Origin of the sequence: Peribacillus sp. NPDC058002 (assembly GCF_042886655.1) — a bacterium.
Lineage (GTDB): Bacteria > Bacillota > Bacilli > Bacillales > DSM-1321 > Peribacillus > Peribacillus aracenensis.
This window is the reverse complement of sequence record NZ_JBHVQU010000331.1, coordinates 1-3314: the sequence shown is the minus strand read 5'-3', so window position 1 is coordinate 3314 and position 3314 is coordinate 1. Positions and strand designations below refer to the sequence as shown.

General features: G+C 38.7%; 4 protein-coding genes. 3 read left to right on the top strand and 1 reads right to left on the bottom strand.

Annotation, left to right across the window (positions count from 1 at the left end):
• Positions 1-92 precede the first annotated feature (92 nt).
• Complete coding sequence (locus tag ACFVSH_RS24525; RefSeq protein WP_387708345.1) at positions 93-662, top strand: GNAT family N-acetyltransferase; 570 nt, start codon at positions 93-95, stop codon at positions 660-662.
• Between the two features lie 527 nt (positions 663-1189).
• Here ACFVSH_RS24525 and ACFVSH_RS24520 read toward each other — a convergent pair.
• Positions 1190-1546, bottom strand: a complete 357-nt coding sequence (locus tag ACFVSH_RS24520) for an antibiotic biosynthesis monooxygenase family protein (protein WP_387708343.1) — start codon at positions 1544-1546, stop codon at positions 1190-1192.
• A gap of 253 nt (positions 1547-1799) precedes the next feature.
• Between ACFVSH_RS24520 and ACFVSH_RS24515 the strand changes: the two genes are divergently transcribed.
• Complete coding sequence (locus ACFVSH_RS24515; RefSeq protein WP_387708341.1) at positions 1800-2366, top strand: nucleotidyltransferase domain-containing protein; 567 nt, start codon at positions 1800-1802, stop codon at positions 2364-2366.
• 261 nt (positions 2367-2627) lie between these two features.
• The gene (locus ACFVSH_RS24510; protein WP_387708339.1) at positions 2628-3179 is read left to right on the top strand and encodes a dihydrofolate reductase family protein; all 552 of its coding nucleotides are present in this window, start codon (positions 2628-2630) and stop codon (positions 3177-3179) included.
• Positions 3180-3314 lie beyond the last annotated feature (135 nt).

The window sequence follows — 3314 nt, the reverse complement described above, 5'->3', positions numbered from 1 at the left end:
TCTTTATACAATAAAGCGTTGATTATCGGCTTTAATTAGGTAATGATTAAATCAGTAACGTATGGAAAAGGGACTTTGGGGAGGGATATTGGTTGGAGAAGGTATTTCCGCTTATTGAAACACGACGATTGATCTTAAGGGAAGTAACAATAGAAGACGCGGGTGATATGTTTAAATATTTATCTGATATAGATGTAGTGAAGCCAATGGGGTTAGATCCGTGCCAAACAGTAAATGACGTATGGGATGAAATTAAATGGTACGAATCTATATTCCAGGAAGGTACGGGAATCAGATGGGGAATTACATTGAAAGATTCCTGTAAGGTTTTAGGAAGTTGCGGTTTTCTGAATATGGTCACCAAGCATCATCGAGCTGAAATTGGATATGAGTTAAGTAAGGATCATTGGGGAAAGGGCATTGCTAGTGAAGCATTGGAAGCCGTTGTTAAGTATGGTTATCGCCACTTTCATCTGGAGAGGATTGAAGCGTTAATTGAACCTGATAATCACCCATCCCAAAAACTCGTGGAAAAACAAGGATTTAGAAGAGAAGGATTGCTAAGGCATTATGAATATACTTGTGGTAAATTCGATGATTTATATATGTACTCACTCATAAAAGAAGATTTTAATGATATGTCCTTTAATTCTTTATCATGATTTTAAAAGAAAATTTGGTCATGTTTTTTACTTTTGTTTATAAAATTTGTACGTAGGGAACTCGCTTTCCGTCGGCGATCGGGGAACCTCCTCGGCGGTCTTTGCGCATGTGGGGTCTCCCCTAGACACGCTGTCCACGCAGGAGTCTCGAACACCCGATCCAATCAACTTTGATTTAAAATCAACTGGAACTTGGAGATTCTAAATGGTCTCACTCCTAACCGTATTTATAAAACAAACGTGGTGTACTTTTTTATGGATGAAACCCTCATTGGATGAAGAAATTTGCGACACTCCTGCCGAGTAACTGGCTTGCCGAGACTCGACAGCCGTTAACCGCGAGGAGGCTTGGCAGACAGTCGGCGGAAAGGGAGCGGATTTCTGAAATCAACTGAATATTTTTAAAACTGAAGGCTAATCTGCTTTTATTCGAGTTTGTCTACATAAGAGACCGCTAAAAAAGCGGTCTTTTTCTATAGCTGAAAATTTCATGAAAAACCATCTATGTATATGAAATCTTAATTTCCTCACTTGCTTGTATAATCTCTTTCAACCTTGCAAATTCGTGTTGAGTATGACGAGTACCAATCTTTCATCCCTTTTTCTTGTGCTTTTTTGTGAGCGGCATTTTCTTTCCAAAGCTTTATGGCATCCAGGGACTTCCAATAGGATACGGTAATTCCTAACCCGTTTTGATCCCTTACGCTTTCAACTCCTAAATAGCCATCTTGTTGAGCGGCAAGTTCATCCATCAATTCCGCGGTAGAATGGTAGCTTGCGGCATCCTTATCGCTTCTTTGTGAAGTGAAAATACAAGCGTAATAGGGTGGTTCGGGAGTATTTGACAAACATGAAAAGATGCCCCCTTTTAACTTAATATTCAAAATAATACCACATAGGTGAGGACATGGATAGATGCCAGGTAAAGCGGTTCCTTGATATCCGCCAAGAAAACAAGGAGCTAAGAAACGGTATATATCACTGACACCGCAATTCTTCGGAAGGGATTTTATTCTTGATGCACGAATATATATTACCTTGATGGTTTTACAAAAAAAGGAGATGGTTTTGTGTGCGGGATTCGTTAGCAAACATATAGAAAGGGATGCATTTTTACCGAAACAACGAGATATTCTTTTGGTAAATGCATTAAAAGATTTATCAGCAGATCCTGATGTTTTGGCTATTTACATAGCCGGTTCATTAGCAAAAGGAAACCATTATAACTACTCTGATATAGATTTACACACCATTGTTATTCCAAAACGGAAAGCGGAATTTTTAAAGGGAAAAAGGGGTAGAGCCAATAATTGGGGCGATGTTTCCTTTCATGAAGACTACAATCCTTCCTCACCGTATGTGGTCACTCATTATAATACATTTGTGAAAGTGGATAGCTGGTATCACGCACCTGAGGAAATTGTACCCTCCATTTGGTTAAAAGAGGCTGAAGTTCTATATGATCCTTTTAATATTCTGAGTCATGTTATTAATGAATCCGCAAAACAAGTGTATAAACCTTCACCGGATGAAGTTGAACATTGGAGAGGAAAGCTGCTTGCCTTTGTCCATGAAACCTACAGAGCCGTCATGAGGAGAGAAATGTTATATGCACTATCCAATCTTGATAAGATACGATGGCTGATTGTGTCTGGGTGGTATATGGAAATGGAAGTACATGTAGATGTGCCCTATGGAGTATGAACAAAAATCGAAGGAAATAGAAGTATATTAGCTAAAAAGCAATTATCCCTGTTGGAAAGTTGGGATTGTGGCCGTGATTCAAATGAAATGATAAAAACGTTGAGACGTATGATCCCAGAATTCCTTAGACTAAATAAATGCCTATGTACGCAAGTGGGTATCGAAATAAATGAAGACCATATCAAGAGTATGGTTATCTGAAGGTTATAGGACACTCGTTGTTCGTGTAAAATGTGTAATCACTTTTGGAGGGATGACTAAGTGGCAGAATTGGTATATCATGTAGCTGTTTCACTGGACAATTTCATTGCCGATCAAGCAATGTTGGATGGGAATATCAATCAATCATTTTTCTTATTTGAAGGAGATCATGTCGCAGACTTTTTATCCGATATCCAGCAATATGAAGCGGTGTTGATGGGAAGGAAAACATATGAATTTGGATTTCAATTCGGAGCTAAACCGGGTGAACCAGGTTATAAGGGATTGAAACATTATATATTCTCGAGCTCCCTTCAGTTTGAATCGAATGAGGAGGTAGAACTTATCGAAGGAAATGCCGTAGCGTTTATCGAAAACCTCAAGCTGCAAGGTGACGGAAAGCTATGGCTTTGCGGGGGCGGAGAATTGGCTGGAACGTTATTAAAACATAAACTCATTGATCAATTGGTGCTGAAAGTGAATCCAGTCATAATCGGTGACGGCACTCCTCTTTTCGGCAGCGTTAAGCCAAGTCTAAAATTGGATTTAGTTGACATGAAACAATATCCAAACGGAGTGATTAAACCTACATATAATATTATTTATACTTAGGAATATGGTGGAGGGCTGCCAATACTTCATTCTTAAAGACTTTCCTTCAATAGTTAGGGCTGCTTTGGAGCAGCTTTTTTTTGATGAAATTCATTGGTTATTAAAACTTTTCAAAAGTGAGAAGTTAAAATACTG